At 61.0% G+C, this 18934-nt stretch carries 15 protein-coding genes and 4 pseudogenes; 10 read left to right on the top strand and 9 right to left on the bottom strand.

Going from position 1 to position 18934, the window contains the following annotated elements:
- Positions 1-75: 75 nt before the first annotated feature.
- Positions 76-2205 carry a TonB-dependent siderophore receptor gene (locus BLU75_RS09070; protein ID WP_408634501.1) on the top strand — a complete coding sequence of 710 codons (2130 nt, stop codon included), beginning with the start codon at positions 76-78 and terminating at the stop codon, positions 2203-2205.
- Positions 2206-2346: 141 nt separating this feature from the next.
- Positions 2347-3552, top strand: coding sequence for a chromate efflux transporter (chrA, locus tag BLU75_RS09065; protein ID WP_084381453.1), 1206 nt, complete (start codon positions 2347-2349; stop codon positions 3550-3552).
- 11 nt (positions 3553-3563) lie between these two features.
- Here chrA and BLU75_RS09060 read toward each other — a convergent pair whose 3' ends face one another.
- Entirely contained in the window at positions 3564-3881 is a 318-nt protein-coding gene (locus tag BLU75_RS09060; RefSeq protein ID WP_084381454.1) for a DUF2834 domain-containing protein, read from the bottom strand.
- Positions 3882-4004: 123 nt separating this feature from the next.
- Between BLU75_RS09060 and BLU75_RS27815 the strand changes: the two are divergent.
- Both BLU75_RS27815 and BLU75_RS27810 read left to right on the top strand, forming a co-directional pair.
- Positions 4005-4410, top strand: a pseudogene (locus tag BLU75_RS27815) (helix-turn-helix domain-containing protein); the annotation flags it as partial.
- A gap of 182 nt (positions 4411-4592) precedes the next feature.
- Positions 4593-4673, top strand: a pseudogene (locus tag BLU75_RS27810) (helix-turn-helix domain-containing protein); the annotation flags it as partial.
- Between the two features lie 172 nt (positions 4674-4845).
- Here BLU75_RS27810 and BLU75_RS09050 read toward each other — a convergent pair.
- The 3 genes from BLU75_RS09050 to BLU75_RS09040 all read right to left on the bottom strand — a co-directional run bounded on the left by BLU75_RS09050 (position 4846) and on the right by BLU75_RS09040 (position 9323).
- Positions 4846-6588, bottom strand: coding sequence for an OPT family oligopeptide transporter (locus BLU75_RS09050; RefSeq protein ID WP_084381456.1), 1743 nt, complete (start codon positions 6586-6588; stop codon positions 4846-4848).
- Between the two features lie 74 nt (positions 6589-6662).
- Positions 6663-7874 carry a YeeE/YedE family protein gene (locus tag BLU75_RS09045; RefSeq protein ID WP_084381457.1) on the bottom strand — a complete coding sequence of 404 codons (1212 nt, stop codon included), beginning with the start codon at positions 7872-7874 and terminating at the stop codon, positions 6663-6665.
- Between the two features lie 120 nt (positions 7875-7994).
- Positions 7995-9323, bottom strand: a complete 1329-nt coding sequence (locus BLU75_RS09040; RefSeq protein ID WP_084381458.1) for an aminotransferase-like domain-containing protein — start codon at positions 9321-9323, stop codon at positions 7995-7997.
- A 91-nt stretch (positions 9324-9414) separates the two neighbouring features.
- On the opposite strand from BLU75_RS09040, the gene BLU75_RS09035 reads away from it, so the two are divergent.
- From BLU75_RS09035 to yghX, 3 genes are read left to right on the top strand one after another with little or no spacing between them, the layout of a single operon-like run.
- Positions 9415-10305: a DMT family transporter gene (locus tag BLU75_RS09035; protein WP_084381459.1), complete on the top strand. Its 891-nt coding sequence runs from the start codon at positions 9415-9417 to the stop codon at positions 10303-10305.
- Positions 10306-10357: 52 nt separating this feature from the next.
- A complete protein-coding gene (locus BLU75_RS09030; RefSeq protein WP_084381460.1) occupies positions 10358-10852 on the top strand; it encodes a PaaI family thioesterase in 495 nt (164 codons plus the stop codon).
- A gap of 44 nt (positions 10853-10896) precedes the next feature.
- Entirely contained in the window at positions 10897-11784 is an 888-nt protein-coding gene (gene yghX / locus BLU75_RS09025) for a YghX family hydrolase (RefSeq protein ID WP_084381461.1), read from the top strand.
- A gap of 62 nt (positions 11785-11846) precedes the next feature.
- Here the strand turns inward: yghX and BLU75_RS09020 are convergent, their stop codons facing one another.
- The gene (locus BLU75_RS09020; protein ID WP_084381462.1) at positions 11847-12728 is read right to left on the bottom strand and encodes a LysR family transcriptional regulator; all 882 of its coding nucleotides are present in this window, start codon (positions 12726-12728) and stop codon (positions 11847-11849) included.
- 132 nt (positions 12729-12860) lie between these two features.
- On the opposite strand from BLU75_RS09020, the gene ampC reads away from it, so the two are divergent.
- Complete coding sequence (ampC, locus tag BLU75_RS09015) at positions 12861-14003, top strand: class C beta-lactamase (RefSeq protein ID WP_084381463.1); 1143 nt, start codon at positions 12861-12863, stop codon at positions 14001-14003.
- 313 nt (positions 14004-14316) lie between these two features.
- On the opposite strand, the gene BLU75_RS09010 is transcribed toward ampC, so the two are convergent.
- The 3 genes and pseudogenes from BLU75_RS09010 to BLU75_RS09005 all read right to left on the bottom strand — a co-directional run bounded on the left by BLU75_RS09010 (position 14317) and on the right by BLU75_RS09005 (position 16402).
- Positions 14317-15303 (bottom strand): TRAP transporter substrate-binding protein, encoded by a 987-nt coding sequence (locus tag BLU75_RS09010; protein ID WP_090221423.1) that lies wholly within the window; start codon positions 15301-15303, stop codon positions 14317-14319.
- A gap of 102 nt (positions 15304-15405) precedes the next feature.
- Positions 15406-15528: pseudogene (locus tag BLU75_RS27805) on the bottom strand (HpcH/HpaI aldolase/citrate lyase family protein); the annotation flags it as partial.
- Positions 15470-16402, bottom strand: coding sequence for an HTD2 family dehydratase (locus tag BLU75_RS09005; RefSeq protein WP_084381485.1), 933 nt, complete (start codon positions 16400-16402; stop codon positions 15470-15472). The gene BLU75_RS09005 and the pseudogene BLU75_RS27805, both read right to left, overlap by 59 nt.
- A gap of 141 nt (positions 16403-16543) precedes the next feature.
- Here BLU75_RS09005 and BLU75_RS09000 point away from each other — a divergent pair.
- A pseudogene (locus BLU75_RS09000) lies at positions 16544-16882 on the top strand (LysR substrate-binding domain-containing protein); the annotation flags it as partial.
- A gap of 262 nt (positions 16883-17144) precedes the next feature.
- Positions 17145-18344: an MFS transporter gene (locus BLU75_RS08995; protein WP_084381465.1), complete on the top strand. Its 1200-nt coding sequence runs from the start codon at positions 17145-17147 to the stop codon at positions 18342-18344.
- Here BLU75_RS08995 and BLU75_RS08990 read toward each other — a convergent pair.
- Complete coding sequence (locus BLU75_RS08990) at positions 18300-18902, bottom strand: MiaE family protein (protein ID WP_084381466.1); 603 nt, start codon at positions 18900-18902, stop codon at positions 18300-18302. The two genes, BLU75_RS08995 and BLU75_RS08990, sit on opposite strands and share 45 nt — an antisense overlap.
- Positions 18903-18934 lie beyond the last annotated feature (32 nt).

The following is an 18934-nucleotide window of genomic DNA, read 5'->3' as shown; positions in this document are numbered from 1 at the left end:
GCTTTCAGGAGAGTCAGATTCATGTCGGAGCAAGTCGCGCTACACCCTAAGCGTTTTTCAGCAAATCTGGTAGCGATGGCCATCTGTGTCGCCAGCTCTCCGGTCGCCGCCGCTGCCGTCCCCCAAGCGCTCGACGCGCAGACCGGGCAGCAACCACCCGCTACGCTGGAACTGGGCGCCACCAACATCACCAGCGACCAGCTCGGGGCAACTACCGAAGATACCGGCTCCTACACCACCGGTGTCATGCAGACGGCAACCAAACTGCCCCTGAGCATGCGTGAAACGCCGCAAGCGGTGACCGTCATCACTCGCCAGCGCATGGACGACCAGGCCATGACCAGCGTCAATGACGTGGTCAAACACACTCCCGGCCTATTCCTCAGCCAATCCAGCGGTCCAGGTCGTCAGACTTACAAGTCACGCGGTTTCGACATCGACAACATCATGTACGACGGCCTGCCCAGCTCCTATAGCGGATGGAGCATGGGCGTCCAGCCAAACCTGGCGATGTTCGACCGCGTCGAGGTGATTCGGGGCGCGACCGGCCTGGTGACCGGAGCCGGCAACCCTTCGGCAGCCATCAACATGGTGCGCAAGCGCCCTACCGCCGACCAGCGGGTGACGCTGACCGGTGCGGCCGGCAGTTGGGATGACTACCGGGGTGAATTCGACGCCTCAAGCCCCTTGAATGAAAGTGGCACCTTGCGTGGACGAGTGGTGGGCTCTTACCGCGATCGCAACAGCTTCCGCGACAAAGAGGAATCCGACCACGGGCTGTTCTATGCCATTGGCGAAGCCGACCTGAGCGACAGCACCACCGCAACCCTCGGCTTCTCGCGCCAGGAGGACCAGACCAACCTGTTCTGGGGCGGCTTGCCCATCGGCACCAACGGGCATCACCTGAACCTGCCCCGCTCCACCTATCCCGGCAGCGATTGGGAAAACAAGGAACTGCAGGTCGATACCGTGTTCGGTGATCTGGTACATCGTTTCGACAACGGCTGGAAACTCAACATCGCCGGCTCATCTTCATCCCTGGATGGTCTGTTCTCGGGCACTTATCTGTCGCGCTACGACGGCCCGCTGGAAACCACCGCCTATCAGTCCCGAGAGGATGAAAAGCAACTGGCTTTTGATGCCTATGCCAGCGGGCCGGTGCAAGCCTTTGGTCGCACCCACGAAATAGTCGTGGGCACCAGCAAGCGCATCTACGACAAAACCACCAAGCAATACAGTCCCTACGACCTCGGCCTGCCCATTGCGGCGCCGAAGCCTGACTTCGTGCGCAGCGGTAAAAGCCACGATATCACCACCCAGGATGCGGTCTACCTCACCACCCGTCTAAGCCTTGCCGAACCGCTGAGCGTGATTCTCGGTGGGCGCCTGGACTGGTATGACTTCGACGACCGTGCCGGCGATGCCGACTTCAAGGTCACCCGCAACCTGACGCGCTATGCGGGTCTGATTTACAAGCTTGACGACCACCATTCCGTGTACGCCAGCTACACCGACATTTTCACCCCGCAATCGTCCAAGGACCTGGCCGGCAAGACACTCGAGCCGATCGTGGGCGAGAACTACGAGGTCGGTATCAAGGGCGAATACTTCAATGGCGGCCTCAATGCCAGCCTGGCCGTGTTCCGGATGGACCAGAAAAACCGCGCCACCCAAGCCGCGACGCAACTCGGCTGTCCGGTCCTCACCTGCTACGACACCTCCGGCATGATCCGCAGCCAGGGTATCGATCTGGAACTGCAAGGCGCGCTGACCGAAAACTGGCAGTTGGCCGCCGGTTATACCTACACCCGAACCCATTACATCAAGGACTCTGACGCCGCCAAAGAAAACCAACAGTTTGAGAGCGATACTCCCGAGCATCTGTTCAAAGTCTCGACCCTGTATCGCTTTCAGGGCCCGCTGGAAAAACTGCGCATCGGTGGCAACGTCTATTGGCAGAGCCGCATGTATAACGACCTGGACCTGGTCGGCGGCGGCAGCTATCGCCTTGAACAAGGCAGCTACGCCGTCGCCGATCTGATGGCGGGCTATCAGGTCAACAAGCACCTGGACCTGCAACTGAATGCGAATAACATCTTTGATCGTGTCTACTATTCGGCGATTGGCACCAGTACTACCTGGGGCTCGACCGACACCTACGGCGACCCGCGCAGTTATGCGCTGACGGCGAAGTACACGTTCTGAGCCCGACGGATACGGCTGCTGCCGGTGATCGGCAGCAGCGCTTGGACACCCGTGTCAGTGCAGTAAAAAAACCTGCCGCAAAGGGGCAAAATTCGATACGGTGAGCAAAATCCGTACTGTACGAATCAGGACGCACCCTGCATGCCACCCATCGACCCCAGCAAACGCAGCAGCCCTTGGGCGGTGTTTGTGATTTTCCTGCGCCTTGGCTTGACCTCTTTCGGTGGTCCCGTTGCCCATCTGGGGTATTTTCGCGACGAGTTCGTCAGCCGACGCCGCTGGTTGAGCGAGCGCAGCTATGCCGACCTGGTCGCGCTCTGCCAATTCCTGCCGGGACCGGCCAGCAGCCAGGTCGGTATCGCGCTGGGTCTGTCCCGGGCTGGGTATGGTGGAGCATTGGCGGCCTGGGCGGGTTTTACCCTGCCTTCGGCGATTGCGCTGATGCTGTTTGCATCGGGCATTTCCGAGCGGGGCAGCGCTTTTGCACCTGGCGTGCTACATGGCCTCAAAGTAGTCGCCGTGGCGGTCGTTGCCCAAGCGGTCTGGGGCATGGCGCGCAACCTGTGTACAGACGTGCCGAAAGTGACACTCATGCTCAGCGCCGCGTGTGTGGTGCTGTTACTGCCATCCACGTGGACGCAGGTCAGCGTGATTATCGCAGCGGGCCTGGTCGGACTCCTGCTGTTCAAACCCACGCACGGCGGCGAACACGATCCACTGCCAATCACCCTCAGCCGCCGCACCGGAACGGTGTGGCTGGTAGTGTTCGGGGTTCTATTGGTGGGTCTACCGCTCTTGGTCCGCTGGCTGCCTGGCCACACCCTGGCATTGGTAGATGCCTTCTACCGCGCCGGATCGCTGGTATTCGGTGGCGGCCACGTGGTGCTGCCCTTGCTGCAAGCTGAAGTGGTGCCCAGTGGCTGGGTCGGCAATGACGTGTTCCTTGCAGGTTACGGCGCCGCGCAAGCCGTGCCCGGTCCGCTGTTTACCTTTGCCGCCTTCCTCGGCGCGTCAATGGACACGCCTTCGGGCTGGGTCGCTGGCATCGTCTGTTTGCTAGCCATCTTCCTGCCGTCTTTTCTGTTGATCTTTGGCGCTCTGCCGTTCTGGGAACAGTTGCGCCGTAGCGTACGTACACAGGCCGCACTGGCGGGCGTCAGCGCGGCGGTGGTCGGTCTGTTGTTGGCGGCGCTGTATCAGCCGGTATGGACCAGTGCGATTATGCAGCCACAGGACTTCGCACTGGCCTTGCTCGCACTGGTCGCCTTGCTGTTCTGGAAACTCCCAGCCTGGCTGGTGGTGGCCGCGGGCGCGGTCCTCGGGTGGGTATTGAGTATCGCGTGGTGAACTCAGGCTGATTACTGACGCGCTGACCGACGACCAAACCCATTGATCACGATGTAGAGCAGCGGGCCAATCGAGACGAAGATCGCGGTCAACAGCAAGTAAGGCAGGATGCGGATCAGTGATTTGCCCTTGGCGCGTGCGTCCCGGTACATCCAGACGCATGCCATGCCGGCCATCAGATAGAGATCAATCACCACCTGGGCCGTGTCCGGTCTGGACATCAATTCGAGACCGAAGGTAATCAGCGACTGATTGGCCGAGAACATTGTGCTCAGGGTATACAGAGAAAACATCAGCAAGCTCGCAAGTGCGATATAGGGTCTGGTCATCAGCGTCTTCCTTGAGATAATCGGTCACGATTGGGCAAGGCACAGATTAGTGATAACGTCCTCGGCATCTCAATGACCTGTGAGGTCATCGACGCGCCCGCCCCGCCCTGCCAGAGTCAGCCCATGAACCGTCAATTTTTCCCCCGAACAAACGCCGATACCGGCGCTGGCGCAAAGTTGCGGCTATTACGCCGCCAGGCAAATTTGAGCCAATTGGAGCTCGCACTGATCAGCGGGATTTCCCAGCGCCACCTCAGCTGCATCGAAACCGGCCGCGCCAGGCCCAGCCCGGGCACCTTGCATAATCTGCTGAGCGCACTGGAGGTGGAAAGCCTGCCAGCGCCACAAAAAACAGCGTCCCTGGCCTATGAACTAACGCCGCCGCTGGCGGCTGACCCGAGTCAACTTACGGCATGGCAAGTTGAGTTTCCGGTCGACCCTCACCACCTTCGGCATGCCGCTCGACATCACCGTAACTTCATTGCGTATCGAGCATTTGATCCCGGCGGATGCACATACCTGGCAAGTGAACCTAATATCGATCTGTAGGAGCGAGCTTGCTCGCGAAAAACCTGAGGACGCCTCGGGGGACCCGACTTCCCGCGTCATCGTTAACGACCTTCGCGAGCAAGCTCGCTCCTACAGCGGCGAAGGGCAGCTCTTTAATGTTCGCCAGCCCCACAATGGTTTCATTTGCCGCCCTCAGCCATTTTCGGCGTGCCGCTCGACATCACCGTAACTTCATTGCGTATCGAGCATTTGATCCCGGCGGATGCACATACCTGGCAAGTGAACCTAATACCGACCTGTAGGAGCAAGCTTGCTCGCGAAAACCTAAGGACGCCTCGGGGTGCCCGACTTCCCGCGTTATCGTTAACGACCTTCGCGAGCAAGCTCGCTCCTACAGCGGCGAAGGGCAGTTCCTTAATGCTCGACAGCCCCACAATGGTTTCATTTGCCACCCTCACCCATTGCCAATCATCTGCCACAACGACGCCCCGACCCCGGTAATGCTTTCGCCGGCAATCAAGCCCGCCGCGGCGGTAATGGCAAAGCGTTCGGTGAGGCGCGGCCAGCGACAGCTCACCAGCCAGGTGAGCACCGCGCCCAGCGCCATCATGAATGACACCGAGGCCGGCAGGACAAAGGCCAGGCCCAAGGCAGCGGCGCTCGGCAGGTAGCGGGCACGCTGCGCGGGCAATAGGCCGTCGAGAACCCCCAACAGCAAGCCAGCCAGGCCGCCGATGACAATCGCCCAGCGGATACTCACCGACAATGAATCCAGGCCATGGGTCAGGGTTTGCGCCACGGCTTTCCAGGTGGCCACCGCCGGGGCTGGCCACTCTTCAGTGAGCAGCATGGTGTGCGGGTCAGGGATCAGGGCCAGATAGGCCAATGCCCCGACGACGCTACCGACAAAAATTCCCAGCATCTGAGCGATCAACTGTTTGTGTGGGGTGGCGCCGATCGCCTTGCCTACCTTGAAGTCGTTCATCAAGTCGGTGCATTGCCCCGCCGCACCACCGGCGGTGTTGGCACTCATCAGGTTGATCGGGACCTGTCCCGGCGCGACGATGCCAAAGCTCAACTGCGACAATTGACCAATCGCGCCAATCGGCGGAATACCCGTGGCGCCGACCACTCGGGCCGCCACCGCAGCCAGGCAAATGGCCAAGGGGATGGTCAATAACGCCATCCACAAATTGATACCGAATAACAGCGCCTGCAGGCTCACCACCAAGCCGATCGCCAGCGCGAAACCCACGACAGGCCAGGGCTTGGGTGCCGCCCAAGCCAGCCCCTCGGTGGTCGTGGTGGAGGTGCGCAATGCCCATAACCGAATCGACAACGAAGCCAGGGTCGAGCACACCATCAGACTCACGCCCGGCCACAGCAACCATTCCACCAATGCCGCGAATTGCGGCCCGCTGCTGCCCGCCGGCAACTGCACCAGGCCCTGCGCCAGCAGCCACGGCGCCAGTCCGCCCCAGGCCAGCACGGCGCCGAGCAGCAGGGTCAAGCCAACACGAATACCGATGATTCCACCAAACCCCATCAACAGCAGCGAAGGCTCGGCGGTAAATGTCAGGCGCTCCAGTTGAGCGCTTGGCGACCAACGCGGCAAAGCCCATAAAAATGTATCAACCCACTTCACCAGTCCGGACAGTAACGCGGCGCTGAACAGCACCTTCAAGCGCTTCGCCGCTTCGTGGCCGTGGTTGTAGATGTGCAACAGAGTTTCCAGGGTCGCCATGCCTTCGGGAAATTTCAGCGCCTTGTCGTTGAGCAACGAGGGCCGCAAGTACCAGGCGATCCAGATCCCCAGGAAACTCACCGAAAAGACCCAGGCGATCATCGGCACAACGTCCAACTGTTGGCCGGTCAGCAAGGTGTAGGCCGGGATCGGCGCGACCAGTCCGCCGGAAATGATCGAGGCCGCTGCCGAAGCCACGGTCTGGTTAATGTTGCTTTCGTGCAGCGTCCACGGCAGCTGCGTCGCCGAGCGCCTGGCCAGGCCTTGCCAGATGCCATAGCCAATCAGCAAGGCGATGATCGACATATTGAACGACCAGCCAATCTTCAACCCGGCGTACACATTCGACGGCGTCAGCAAGATACCCAGCACCGTTCCGGTAATCACCGCGCGCAGGCTGAGTTCGCGTTCGACAGCGCCGCTCTGTGGGTTCGGTGGCGTGTTTGAATGCATGCGAACTCCTTATCGGCAACAAGACAGCGCGCTCATTCAACGCCGCGACCTAACAAGTGAACACCCCCGTGTTTTCAGCAACCACTCAACGCCGGTTGTGGCCGCTCGCCAGCAAAGAACAGTGGACGCAGACGCACGCCCACCCCGTTACCGATAAACGCAGCGACCAGCCACAACCAACCATGCAGGCTGCCCGAGGCGATGCCGCTGAAGTACGCGCCGATGTTGCAACCGTACGCCAGTCGCGAGCCATAACCGAGCAACAAGCCACCGATCACTGCCGCGAGCAATGAGCGGGCCGGAATGTTCAGGTTGGGGGCGAACCGCCCCGCCAGGCCAGCGGCCAACAGCGCCCCAAGCACGATGCCGATATCCATGACGCTGGTGATGTCTTCCCACAGCGGCGCAGCCAGGGCCTTGGCATTGCCCGGTATTTGCCAGAACACCCAACTGCCGACATCGACGCCCAACCCACTCGCGACCTTGGCGCCCCACAGCGCGAACGCCGAGGTAATGCCCCACGGCCGCCCGGCCAGCGCCAATGTCGCGTAGTTGAGCAGGGCCAGGCCAACCGCGCCCCATACCAATGGCCACGGCCCGCGCAGGAAGCGGCGCAGACCTTGGTGCTCGCTGTCGACACGCCCTTCAAGCTGCCCATGCCGGGCTTTTTCCAGGCGCACGGTCAGCGCCGCGATGCTCCCGAATACCACCAAATTCAGCAGCAATGCTGGAATCACGCCAAAACTTTTGACAATGGATGTCGCCGGGAACGAAGGCAACGAAAACCACCAGTCGACATGGTGAGTGGCGATCAACGAGCCGCAAATAAAAAACAGCAAGGTCACCAACATGCGCGCATTACCGCCGCCCATCGTGAACAAAGTGCCTGACGCACATCCACCGCCCAACTGCATGCCGATGCCGAAAATGAACGCGCCGAAGACAACCGAAACCCCGGCCGGCGCCACCAGCCCGACCACGGGCTGACCGAATAAAGTGCCCGCCCCCAACGCCGGGAAAAACAGCAGCACGGCCACCGTCAGCATCACCATTTGCGCACGTAAACCCGCGCCGCGCCGGTCCTTGATGAACACCCGCCAGGCCGAGGTAAAACCGAAGGCGGCGTGATACAGCGTCAAACCCAGCGCCGCACCGACTACCAGCAACAGCACCTGGCGCACGCCGACGCTGACGTGCAGGAACGCCGCGCCAAGCACCAACAGGACCAACGCCAGCAGCGGCGCAACCGGCGTGCGCGCAGGGGTCATAAAGAGGGAACGGCTCATGAGGTATCTCGGTTCGTTTGATGTAGGTTCTTGCGATTGTGCCGAGTATAACCTTGGAAAGCGCCTGATCATCGCGTCACTAATCAATCCAACCAAATCCCTGTAGGCTCGGGCACTCGACTAATACGCCTGCACCACCCGCCTCACTTTGAGCAACGCCGCCTGCAACGCCACCCTGTCCACCGATCCCAGCGCCAGGCGGAGCGCATGGGGCACATGCGCCGAGACGCAAAACGGTTCAGCGGTGGACACCGAGATATTTTCCCGCGCCAGGGCCAGGGCGACCTGACCAGCGCGCGCGTCCTCACCCAGGGGCAGCCACAAAAAATACGAAGCGCAATGGCTGCGATAATCCAGTCCTGCCAGCACTTCTTTTGCCAGGGCTTGCCGGGCCCGGGCGTCCGCGCGCTTTTGCGCTTCGAGTTGCAAGACCGTGCCATCGTCGATCCAGGCGGCCGCGATAGCGGTCATCACCCCCGGTGCGTTCCAGACGGTCGCCATAAGCGTACGTTCCAGGGCCGGCACCCAATGCACCGGCGCGGCGATGAACCCCACGCGCAGGCCGGTGGCGACGCTTTTCGACAGCCCACCGACATACACCGTGCGCTCCGGCGCCAGTTCAGCCAAGGGTGGTGGTGCATGCTCGGCAAGGAAGGCATAGGCCGCGTCTTCGATAAGACGCAGATCATAGTCGCGGGCGATGACAATCAAGTGTTGCCGCTGTTCGAGATCCAGCACCCAGCCCAACGGGTTGTGCAACGTCGGCATGCAGTACACCGCGCGCACCGAACGCCTCTGGCAAAGGTGTTCGAGAAACTCCAGGTCAGGTCCCGTTGCAGTCACCGGGATCGCGGCAATCTCCAGGTGCAACGTCTCGGCCAACACCTTGAAACCGGAATAGGTCAACGCATCCACCGCTATCACGTCACCCGGCTTGAGCAGTGCCATCATCGCCACGGTCAATCCATGCTGGGCGCCACTGACCAGCAACACCTGCTGCGCCTCAACCGTCAGCCCACGCTGCACCAGGTGCCGCGCCACAGCAGCGCGTTCGTGTGGCCGACCGGCGTGGGGCTGGTAACGCAGCAGCGCTTCCAGATCGCCGGATAAGGCCAGTTGGCGCAGCGCCGTGCGCAGCAACTCGGCCTGGCCCGGCAAGGCGGGATAGTTGAAGTTCAGGTCGACCATGCCCGCCGCCACCGCGACCTGTCCGACGCCTTGCCCCGGTGACAGCGAAATCTCCCGCACGAAGGTACCGCGCCCGGCCTCGCCACTGACCAACCCCATCGCCTCCAGTTCGGCATACACCCGGCTGGCGGTAACCAGCGCCAAGCCGTGGCTCGCCGCCAACTGGCGGTGCGTCGGCAAGCGGGTGCCGGGCACCAGGCTCCCGGAACGGATGTCCCGGACAAAGGCATCCACCAATGACTTGTAGCGAGCGCGGGGCATAGAGGATGTATCCATGACAATTTTTTGATTGTCATGATTTTCAATCATAGGATGCACGTAACACAACCCACCCATTTCGAGCGCATACCTCATGCAACGTACTTCGCAGCTCAACCCGAGCGCTCACGCCAGCCGGGGCTGGCTCAATGGTTTTATCGGCGTGCTGATTTTCAGCGGCTCGCTACCGGCCACGCGCCTGGCGGTGCTGGAGTTTGACCCGGTGTTCCTGACGGTGGCCAGGGCAAGTATTGCCGCGCTGCTGGGCCTGGGCCTGCTGGCTTTTTTCAAGGAGCAGCGCCCGACGCCCAACCAATGGAAACCGCTGCTGATCGTGGCACTTGGTGTCGTCATCGGGTTTCCGCTGCTCACGGCGCTGGCGTTGCAATACGTCACGTCTGCCCACTCCATCGTGTTCATCGGTTTGCTGCCTCTGGCCACCGCGGTATTTGGCGTGCTGCGTGGCGGCGAACGGCCACGCCCGGTGTTCTGGTTGTTCTCGCTACTCGGCAGTGGGCTGGTGATGGCTTACGCGCTGTCCCAAGGCTTGAGCGCAGCGCCCGTTGGCGATCTGCTGATGTTGCTGGCGGTGCTGGTGTGTGGACTGGGTTATGCCGAAGGCGCAACACTGTCCCGCACCCTCGGCGGCTGGCAAGTGATCTGCTGGGCGCTGGTGATATCGCTGCCGGTGGTGCTACCGCTGGCCACGATCCTCGCACCCGCCTCCTTCACGGGCATCAGCCTGGCGGCGTGGCTCAGTCTGGGCTACGTGTCGCTGTTCAGTATGTTGATCGGTTTTGTGTTCTGGTATCGCGGGCTGGCTCAGGGCGGTATCGCGGCCGTCGGCCAGTTGCAATTGCTGCAACCGTTTTTCGGCCTGGCCCTGGCGGCGACCTTGCTGCATGAATCGGTCAGCGTAGGCATGCTGGTGGTCACCGTCGCGGTGATTGCGTGTGTGGCCGGGGCGAAGAAATTTGCACGCTAGGCGCGCACACCAGTAGGCTCGGGGATCGGAGCCAGAACAACAAGGATCAGCCATGCAACCGCCTTCCCTGCAAGACACCACCGCGCCTGACGGCATCTGTTACGGCTGCGGCGCGCGTAATCCCGACGGCCTGCACATCAAAAGCCGCTGGGATGACGACGCTGTCCATGTCGTCGCCGAGCATCTGCCCGATGCCAAATACAGCGGTTGGCCGGACCTGGTCTACGGCGGACTGATCGCAATGCTGGTGGACTGCCACTCCAACTGGACCGCCATGGCCTATCACTACCGGGCGCAAAACCGCGAGCCCGGCGACCTGCCGCGCATCGACTGCGTCACCGGTAACCTGGGCATCAAGTTCATCAAGCCCACGCCGATGGGCGTGCCGCTGACCCTGCGGGCCAGGGTCGAAGGCGAGGTCGGGCGCAAGACCCGCGTGGTCTGCGAGGTCTATGCCGCAGAGGTGCTGACGGCCGTTGGCGACTCGATCTTCGTGCGGGTCGATACCGGACAATTGGCGGCATCAGCGCATGGTCGGCCGGCCTAGGCATGGTCTACATTCAATGCCACCACCGATAAAGGAGCTTGCCGATGACTCGCCTGACCGCCAAAGACTTCGCCCCTGAACTGCTGGAACTCTACGACGGCTATGCCCACGGCAAGATCAACCGACGCGAGTTTCTCGATCGCGCGGCGCTGTTCACCTTGGGCGGCCTGACGGCTTCGGCGCTGCTGGCCTCCCTGAGTCCCGACTACGCACTGGCTGAACAGGTGAAGTTTACCGATCCGGACATCGTCGCCGACTACATCACCTATCCCTCGCCCAAGGGCAACGGCGAGGTGCGGGGCTATCTGGTGCGCCCGGCGAAAGCCGACGGCAAGCTGCCCGCGGTAGTGGTCGTGCATGAAAATCGTGGCCTCAACCCCTACATCGAGGACGTCGCTCGGCGTTTGGCCAAGGCAGGCTTTATCGCCCTGGCCCCCGATGGCCTGACGTCGGTGGGCGGCTACCCTGGCAACGATGAAAAAGGTGTTGAACTGCAGAAAACCGTCGCCCCGGCCAAGTTGATGAACGACTTTTTCGCCGCCATCGAATGGCTGATGCATCACGACACAAGCACCGGCAAGGTCGGCATCACCGGTTTCTGCTATGGCGGCGGCGTGGCCAACGCCGCCGCGGTGGCCTACCCGGAACTCGGCGCGGCCGTGTCGTTTTACGGACGCCAGCCCGAGGCCAAGGATGTTCCCAGGATCAAGGCACCGGTGATGCTGCACTTCGGTGAGCTGGATACGCGGATCAACGAGGGCTGGCCGGCGTATGAAAAGGCCTTGAAGGCGGCCGGCACTCCCTATGAAGCCTATATCTACAAGGCTGCCAACCACGGCTTTCACAACGATTCCACCCCACGCTACGACGAGGCCGCGGCGAATCTGGCGTGGGAAAGGACGTTGGGGTGGTTTCGCAAATACCTGGCGTAACCCCCGCCTTGAACCTCGCCGGGCAAGCTCACAGCTGCTTGGGGCGGACCTTGGGTTTGTATCTACGCGTTGCAGGCACAACGCTCCTGCAACCAGCCTTTGAAGGCCAGCATCGCCGGCGTTTCGGTACGTGACTGCAAGCGTGTCAGCCAATAACTGCCGGTGGTGATTCCCACATCAAACGGCTGCCGGATCAGGTCCGTGGCCAATTGTCGCGAGAACATCAGCGCAGGCGCCAGCGCAATGCCGACGCCTTGCAACGCCGCCTCCATCATCGCCAATGACGAGTCGAACACAATGCTGCGCGGCACCAGCGTATCGACGGGCAAACCGGCCGCCTGGAACCATTGCGTCCACTCGTCGCTGCGATAGGACCGTAGCAAGGTGTGCTTCAACACATCCGCCGGGCCCTGCAATTGCTCAGCTATCGGCGGCACACACAGCACCGTCAGCGGAGCATCGAGCAATTGACAGGCTTCGGTCCCGTGCCAGGCGCCAGCACCGAAGCGAATCGCGTAGTCCAGGCCTTCGGCGGCGACGTCAACGCGGTTATTGTGAGTCGACAAGCGCAGATCGATAAACGGCTGCCGCGTCTGGAATTCAGCCAGCCGCGGTAGCAGCCAGCCCACGGCAAAGGTGCCCACCGCGCCGACGGTCAGCACTTCGCGGTAGTGTCCGCCTTCGAACTGGCCGAGTGTCTGGGCGATGCGGTCGAAGGACTCACGCAGCACCGGCAATAGGCTTTCGCCTTCGCTGGTCAGCCTCAAGCCACGGGGCAAGCGCTTGAACAACGTGACATTGAGCTGCGCCTCCAGCCCCTTGACCTGATGGCTGACCGCGGCCTGGGTCACGCACAACTCGATGGCCGCCCGAGTGAAACTAAGATGACGGGCCGACGCTTCGAAGGCCCGTAGTGCGTTCAGGGGCAAATGAGAACGGAGCATGATTTAGCCCTAATTTTTCTAATGGCAGGTGCGAGATATCATCGTTTGTCCGAAACGCGCGGACTGCTTACATTTGCGACGCCTGCGCAGGTGACGGTTTCACCCGATTATCTTCATGGAAGCAAACTCATCATGTACACACAAGTGCGCAACACCACAATATTCGCTTTATTGCTGGGTGCGGGCAACTGCATGGCAGCCACCGACATCCGCACCGTGGTAGACGCGACCGTCCTGCCGCTGATGCACCAGCAGGCCATCCCCGGGCTGTCGGTGGCCATCGTGCAGCACGGCAAAGCCCAATACTTTAACTACGGCGTTGCCTCGAAAGACACGCAGAAACCGGTCACTGAAAATACCCTATTTGAAATCGGTTCGGTCAGCAAAACCTTCACTGCCACCCTCGCCGGCTACGCCCAGGCCAGCGGCAAACTGAACTTGTCAGCCCCCGCCAGTCAGTACCTGCTGGCATTGGGCGGCGGGCCTTTCGATAACATTAGCGTGCTCAACCTCGGCACCTACAGCGCGGGCGGCTTGCCATTACAGTTTCCGAACGACGCCGACAACAGCAGCAAGATGATCAGCTACTTCCAGCACTGGAAGCCCGAGTTCGAGCCTGGCGCGCAGCGTCTCTACTCCAACCCGAGCCTGGGTTTGTTCGGCTATCTGGCGGCGCAAAGCCTGAAGCAGCCATTCAACGTCGCGATGGAAAACACCCTGCTGCCGAAGTTGGGGCTCAAGCACACCTTTGTAGACGTGCCCAAGGCGCAAATGGGCCTGTACGCCCAAGGCTATGACAAGCGTGACATGCCGGTGCGCGTCGGCCCTGGCGCCCTGTCCAGCGAAGCCTACGGGGTGAAGAGCAGCCCGGCGGACCTGATCCACTACGTGGCGATGAACATCAATCCGGCCAGCCTGGAAAAGCCGCTGCAACAGGCCATCGCCGCCACCCACACCGGTTACTACCGGGTCGATAACACCCTCCAGGGACTCGGCTGGGAGATGTACGCCTATCCGACCAAGCTTGACGACCTACTCGCCGGTAACTCGACCTCCATGGCGATGGAACCCCACAAGGCCAACTGGCTGACCCCGCCACAACCGTTGCGCGCCGGCACCTTAGTCAACAAGACCGGCTCAACCAATGGTTTTGGCGCTTACATCGCGTATGTGCCGAGCAAGGCCATCGGCATTGTGATCCTGGCCAACAAGAATTACCCCAACGCCGAACGCGTGAAAGCCGCCCACGCCATCTTGAGCGCCATGGACCACTAAGGCATTTCAACCATGGCCCTAATCTGTAGGAGCATAAGTATCTACACAACTTTCACAAACTGACGAACTCCCCTGTGGCGAGCGGGCTTGCCCCAATGCCGTTCAGTTAAGGTTTTTGTAGGAGCTAGCTTGCTCGCGAAGAACTTATAAGCACCGCGTTTATTCAGGAAACACGCGTTATCGTTAACGTTTTTCGCGAGCAAGCTCGCTCCTACAGTGGACACTATTCGCTTAACTGAACGGCATTAGGGCAAGCCCGCTCGCCACAACCGCCCTATCTGCCTGGATTTAAGCGTTGAGGCAACGTCAGGTGTTACGGCTGGTTTGATTGTTCCGCCGCCTTGATCAGATCGGCACCAATTTCATCTTCGAATTTCTTCCACACCGGGCGCATGGCTTCACGCCATGCTTGCCGCTGCTCCGGCGTCAGCACGATGATTTCACTGGTCTTGGCGTCAACGATCAACTGCTTGGCCGATTGGTTCAGCGCTTCAGCCTGCTGGTTCACTTCAACGGTGACCTCCACCAGGATTTTCTCCAGCACGTTGCGCACGTCCGATGGCAGGCCATTCCAGAACGTGGCGTTGGTGATCACCATGTAGTCGATCAGGCCATGATTGGACTCGGTGAAGTACTTCTGGACCTCGTTGACCTTCTGGCTTTCATAGTTCGACCACGTGTTCTCGGTGCCGTTGACAGTGCCCGTCTGCAGCCCCTGATACACCTCGGCGAAGCTCATCTTGCGCGGGTTGGCGCGGATCACCTTGAACTGCTCCTCGAGCACACTGGAGGCCTGCACGCGAAACTTCAGGCCGCGTGCATCGGCAGGATCATGCAGGGCCTTGTTGGCCGATAGTTGCTTGAGACCGTTGTGCCAATAAGCCAGGCCGAGGATGTTTTTGTCTTGCATCGCTGTGAGCAACTGCTTGCCCTCGGCGGCCTGGAATCGGTCGACCGCCGCCAGGTCATCGAACAGGAACGGCAGATCGTATATCTGCATTTGCGCAGTGTAATGCTCAAACTTGGCCAGGGACGGGGCCAGCATCTGCACATCGCCAAGCAACAGCGCCTCCATTTCCTTGCCATCGCCAAACAACGACGAGTTCGGGTAGACCTCGACCTTGATCTTGCCCGGCAGGCGCTCCTCCGCCAGCTTTTTGAACAGCAGGGCGCCCTGCCCCTTGGGCGTGTTTTCTGCCACCACGTGGGCGAACTTGATGAGAATCGGATCTGCCGCCTGGGCCAGGCCCGTGGTCAACAAGGTAGCGGCGCAAAACAGCGCCCGGGAGAACTTGAGCATGGTATTCACCTTCTTATTGTTGTGATGTAAGGCAAGGCGCCTGGTGTAGCACGCCCCCAGGGTTTCGATTGCTTGAGACTCCATGTTCGGCGTGGACGGACGCTAGGGTTGGGCGGCCAGCAGCCGTTGCGCGCGCAACAGCACGGGTACATCCACCATCTGGCCGTCAATCTGGTAAGCCCCCGCGCCCTGCGCACCGGCCTCGATAACCCGGCAGGCCCAGGCCCGCGCCGCCATACTCCAGCGGGATCATCGCCGCCAGCCAGCCGGCGTGGGTCAGGGCCTTGACGAAGGCTTCAGGGAAAGCCTTTTCCTGATCGATCCTGCGCCAGTAGCCCGCATCGAATTCCGCGCAGAGGGCACGCACGCCCACCTCAAACGGCTGCGGCGCAATCAGCGGACGCACACCGCGATAGACCAACCGGCGCAAGGTTGCTTGAGGATGGGCCCGGCAAAACGCACGCAGGCTCAGAGTGGCGATCAGTGGGCCGTGGACCACCAATCCCGGATAGCCTTCAGTGCCGGTGACGTAGGGATAGTCGTAATGAATGCGGTGGCCGTTGAAGGTCACGGCGCTGTAACGGAACAGCAGAGTCGGCGTCGGCTCGATCGATTCACACCACTCGCCGGCGGCCAGAGCCTCACCGAAGCCCTGCTTGGGCGGCGTGGGCTCGCGGTAGACGATGTCCTGTTCTTCACGGATCGCCAGGCGACTGCCTTGCGAGTAATCGTGACGCACGGTGACAAACAGCAGCGAGCCGGTGCGGCCGGTCTTTTCTTCCACCTGGGTGATGGTCGACACGCGACTGGCAGACTCACCGACGCGCAGCCCATGGAAGAACTCGATGCGCCCGCCTGCCCACATGCGGTTGCGATTATCGGCAGGCGGCAGGAACCCGCCACGAACCGGGTGGCCATCGCCCCCCAGTGCCGACTCTGGCATTGGCTCCTGGAAAAAGCACCACTGCCACAGCGGCGGCATAAGCTCGCCCTGCACGGGAGCGGTATCGCCGAATGTCGCGGCAATTCTCTTCAGCAGGTTATGGCTCAGGTGATCGTGGATCGTTTCGTTGCGGCCAATCCAGTCTGCAGGGTTCATCAGATGCATACTCTCTGGCATGGGATCTGCCCGGATCATGCAAGGCCGTAGCCCTTCTGAGAATTTACATTTTTATAAGGCCGCGTTCGGCTATGCCGAACGCCAAGGCGCTGATCCATCCATACACGGGAGAGATTCAAGGAGAAGGCGCTGGCCTATCAACACATCGGCCTGCATGAAGGCAGCACCCTGCTGAGTTTCCTGCGCGAGCATGTCGAACGCATGGGCAAGCACTTGTCGCTGCGCATCCAGGTGTCCAGCTTCGAGGCCATCTGCCGGATGGTCGAGGCCGGCGTGGGCATTGGCATCATTCCCGAGTCCTCGGCCGTGCGGCACAGCCGGACCATGCAGCTGGCAACGATCAGGCTGGATGAAGCCTGGGCCATTCGCGAACGCAGCATCCTGGTGCGCGAACTGGATGCCTTGCCCGGCACCATCCGGGCGTTAATCGCCACGCTGATGCCGGAACACCCGATGTAACCACGTCCCAGATGTGCTGGGGAGAACATCCACCTTGCTCGACGACGTCCACCCTTATTCGCTATACGCCCGGGCTGGCAATGTCGAACAACTGCGCCGCCGTCAATATTGGCGATGAACTCCCTGCGTATTTTTAACCCCTCAAGCACCACTATCCACCGCCCCCTGCACCAGTAATAGCGCCATAATCTCAGCGACACCTCTGGCTCAAGCTATTGATCGGCTGTTAGTTGACTCTTTGATTCAGTGAAACGAGAGCACCATGCGCAAGGATTACCTGGCTTTTTTCATCTCATTGTTCCTGTCACGGCTGGCGGACCAGATCCTGCTGTTTATCGTGCCGCTGATCGTGTTCCAGACCACCAATAGCGTGGCGTGGGCCGGGCTGGCGTTTTTCGTCGAGTCACTGCCGCGCTATCTGGCATTTCCAGTATGCGGGGCGCTGTGCGACAAGTTCTCGCCAGTGCGCATCCTGCACATCAGCCAGGTTTACCGGGCGCTGGCTTGCGGGGTGGCGGTGGCGCTGTACGGGGTGTTCGACGGCATCTATTGGCTGGTGATCCTGTCGGCGCTGTGTGGCGTATTGACGACCCAGGGCATCATGGCGCGGGAAGTCGTCATGCCACACATCTTCAAGCATTACACCTACGCCAAGACCTTGTCCTATTCGCAGATTGCCGACCAGAGCGGCCTGGTGCTTGGCCCGCTCGTAGCCGCGCTGATGCTGGAGGTGTGGGCCTGGCATTGGGTGGTGTTGGGAATTGCCGGGTTGTTTGTGCTGGCGGACCTGGCGATGCTGATCTGGCAACGCAACACCACGGTAAACCTGGAGACTTTCGAGCAACACCGGGATATCTGGCTGCAACCACTGCGCATTGCGTTCAGACACATTCGTAGCCTGGCGGAATTGAGGCGCATCATTGCGCTGGCGGTGGGGGTGAATCTGATCATCGGCGTGACACTGGCCACGTCTGCGGCCATGGTCACAGGCCAATTCGCGGCGGGCAAAGATGCTTATGCCGGGGTGCAAGCGGCCGGCGCCGTGGTGACTATCGTGATTTTGTTCTACCTGGCGCGCTCGACGCTGTCGTTGAAGGTGCTGGGCGGGCTGTCCTATTCGATGATTGCAGCCGGGGCATTGATCACGGCGATCAGCCCCGGCCTGTGGGCCTACACCTTCGGTTTCCTGCTGGTCACCGGTTTCGACAAGATGTTCAACGTGTATATGCGCAGCACCCGTCAACGGGTAATCCCGGTGCAGGACTTCGGCAAAACGGTGGGTGTGATCACGTTGCTCAACAACCTGGCGCAACCATTGGCCGGGCTGGCGATTGCCGTGCTGGCCGCGCCCTTGGGCACCCAGACGGTGATCCTGCTGCTGACCGGGATCACCGCGCTGATCGGTGTGGCCGTGGCCTCAGGCTGGCACGCCACTGTGAAAGCGGAACTCGATATCGGGTGACTCGATCAGCTCCTGCTCGGCTCCCCTCACCCGCTCGATCACCTGGGCGATGTCCTTGGCATCGCCGTACTGGTAGGCCAGTTTCAGATAACCCTGAAAGTGCCGCGCCTCGCTTTTCAACAGGCCAAAGTAGAACTTGCCGAGTTCTTCATCCAAATGCGGCACCAGCGCCTCGAAACGCTCGCAACTGCGGGCTTCGATAAAAGCGCCGACCACCAGGGTATCCACCAGTTTGACCGGCTCGTGATTGCGCACAACCTTGCGCAAACCCGAAGCGTAACGGCCAGCGGACAGTTGGCGCAGTTCAACCTTGCGCTTTTTCATCAGCCGCATGACCTGTTCATGGTGCACCAGTTCTTCCCGCGCCAGGCGCGACATCATGTTGATCAGGTCGACATGACCGTGGTATTTGGCGATCAGGCTCAAGGCAGTACTCGCGGCCTTGAATTCGCAGTTTTTGTGGTCGATCAGCAGGGTTTCCTGATCGGCCAGCGCCGCCTGGATCCAGGCATCGGGAGTGCGGCAGCCGAGGAATTCGTGGATTTCGGGCAGGTTCATCGGGCTCACGGGCAAAGGATCGGAAAAAGGCC

This window comes from Pseudomonas mucidolens (genome assembly GCF_900106045.1).
GTDB classification, from domain to species: Bacteria; Pseudomonadota; Gammaproteobacteria; order Pseudomonadales; family Pseudomonadaceae; genus Aquipseudomonas; species Aquipseudomonas mucidolens.
The sequence above is the reverse complement of the archived record's forward strand: the minus strand, read 5'-3'. Positions and strand labels throughout refer to the sequence as shown.

Bases quoted from the DNA above. Each gene is read 5' to 3' on its own strand.
- BLU75_RS09070 (WP_408634501.1), top strand. From the start codon at position 76: ATGGCCATCTGTGTCGCCAGCTCTCCGGTCGCCGCCGCTGCCGTCCCC.
- chrA (WP_084381453.1), top strand. From the start codon at position 2,347: ATGCCACCCATCGACCCCAGCAAACGCAGCAGCCCTTGGGCGGTGTTT.
- BLU75_RS09060 (WP_084381454.1), bottom strand. From the start codon at position 3,881: ATGACCAGACCCTATATCGCACTTGCGAGCTTGCTGATGTTTTCTCTG.
- BLU75_RS09050 (WP_084381456.1), bottom strand. From the start codon at position 6,588: ATGCATTCAAACACGCCACCGAACCCACAGAGCGGCGCTGTCGAACGC.
- BLU75_RS09045 (WP_084381457.1), bottom strand. From the start codon at position 7,874: ATGAGCCGTTCCCTCTTTATGACCCCTGCGCGCACGCCGGTTGCGCCG.
- BLU75_RS09040 (WP_084381458.1), bottom strand. From the start codon at position 9,323: ATGCCCCGCGCTCGCTACAAGTCATTGGTGGATGCCTTTGTCCGGGAC.
- BLU75_RS09035 (WP_084381459.1), top strand. From the start codon at position 9,415: ATGCAACGTACTTCGCAGCTCAACCCGAGCGCTCACGCCAGCCGGGGC.
- BLU75_RS09030 (WP_084381460.1), top strand. From the start codon at position 10,358: ATGCAACCGCCTTCCCTGCAAGACACCACCGCGCCTGACGGCATCTGT.
- yghX (WP_084381461.1), top strand. From the start codon at position 10,897: ATGACTCGCCTGACCGCCAAAGACTTCGCCCCTGAACTGCTGGAACTC.
- BLU75_RS09020 (WP_084381462.1), bottom strand. From the start codon at position 12,728: ATGCTCCGTTCTCATTTGCCCCTGAACGCACTACGGGCCTTCGAAGCG.
- ampC (WP_084381463.1), top strand. From the start codon at position 12,861: ATGTACACACAAGTGCGCAACACCACAATATTCGCTTTATTGCTGGGT.
- BLU75_RS09010 (WP_090221423.1), bottom strand. From the start codon at position 15,303: ATGCTCAAGTTCTCCCGGGCGCTGTTTTGCGCCGCTACCTTGTTGACC.
- BLU75_RS09005 (WP_084381485.1), bottom strand. From the start codon at position 16,402: ATGAACCCTGCAGACTGGATTGGCCGCAACGAAACGATCCACGATCAC.
- BLU75_RS08995 (WP_084381465.1), top strand. From the start codon at position 17,145: ATGCGCAAGGATTACCTGGCTTTTTTCATCTCATTGTTCCTGTCACGG.
- BLU75_RS08990 (WP_084381466.1), bottom strand. From the start codon at position 18,902: ATGAACCTGCCCGAAATCCACGAATTCCTCGGCTGCCGCACTCCCGAT.